The sequence below is a fragment of the Candidatus Hakubella thermalkaliphila genome (assembly GCF_013281975.1).
GTDB classification, from domain to species: domain Bacteria; phylum Actinomycetota; class Humimicrobiia; order Hakubellales; family Hakubellaceae; genus Hakubella; species Hakubella thermalkaliphila.
In genome coordinates this window covers 1-726 of record NZ_BLRZ01000405.1, presented here as the reverse complement: position 1 = coordinate 726, position 726 = coordinate 1, and the positions used below count along the sequence as shown (strand labels likewise).

The window sequence follows — 726 nt, the reverse complement described above, 5'->3', positions numbered from 1 at the left end:
GCCTTGCTGCCATAGATTTTGGAGGAGAGGGCCCGGAAAAGGATCTCATCAATCAGGGTGCTCTTGCCTGATCCGGAAACTCCGGTCACGCAAATAAACTTGCCCAGCGGAAAGCGGATGTCCAGATCTTTCAGGTTATGTTCTCTGGCTCCTCTGACCACCAGAGCTCTGCCATTGCCCTCCCGTCTTCTTAGAGGCACCGGTATCCTGAGCTCACGGGAGAGATATTTTCCGGTTATGGACCTGGGCTCAGCAATTATGTCAGAGAGAGATCCGGTGACTACAATTTCCCCACCATGGGCTCCGGCTCCGGGCCCAATATCCCCGATAAAATCGGCCTCCCGAATGGTCTCCTCATCATGCTCTATGACGATAACCGTGTTTCCCAGATCCCGCAGCCGTTTGATAGTGGCTAAAAGACGCCGGTTATCCCTCTGGTGGAGCCCAATACTGGGCTCATCCAGAATATAGAGGACTCCCACCAGGCTGGAACCGATCTGGGTGGCCAGCCTTATTCTCTGGGCTTCTCCTCCAGAGAGGCTACCGGTCATTCTGTCCAGGGTAATGTAGTCAAGCACCACGTAGCGCAGGAAGTCCAGCCTCTCCTTGTTCTCCTTGATGACCTGGCCAGCGATCAGGCGCTCCCTTTCGGTCAGATTAAGCTCCTGGACGAACTCGTAAGCTTTAGATATAGAGAGAGTAGTGAAGTCGTAGATAGAAAGTCCT

General features: G+C 53.4%; 1 pseudogene. It reads right to left on the bottom strand.

Annotation, left to right across the window (positions count from 1 at the left end):
• Positions 1 to 726: pseudogene (locus tag HW443_RS12440) on the bottom strand (excinuclease ABC subunit UvrA); the annotation flags it as partial.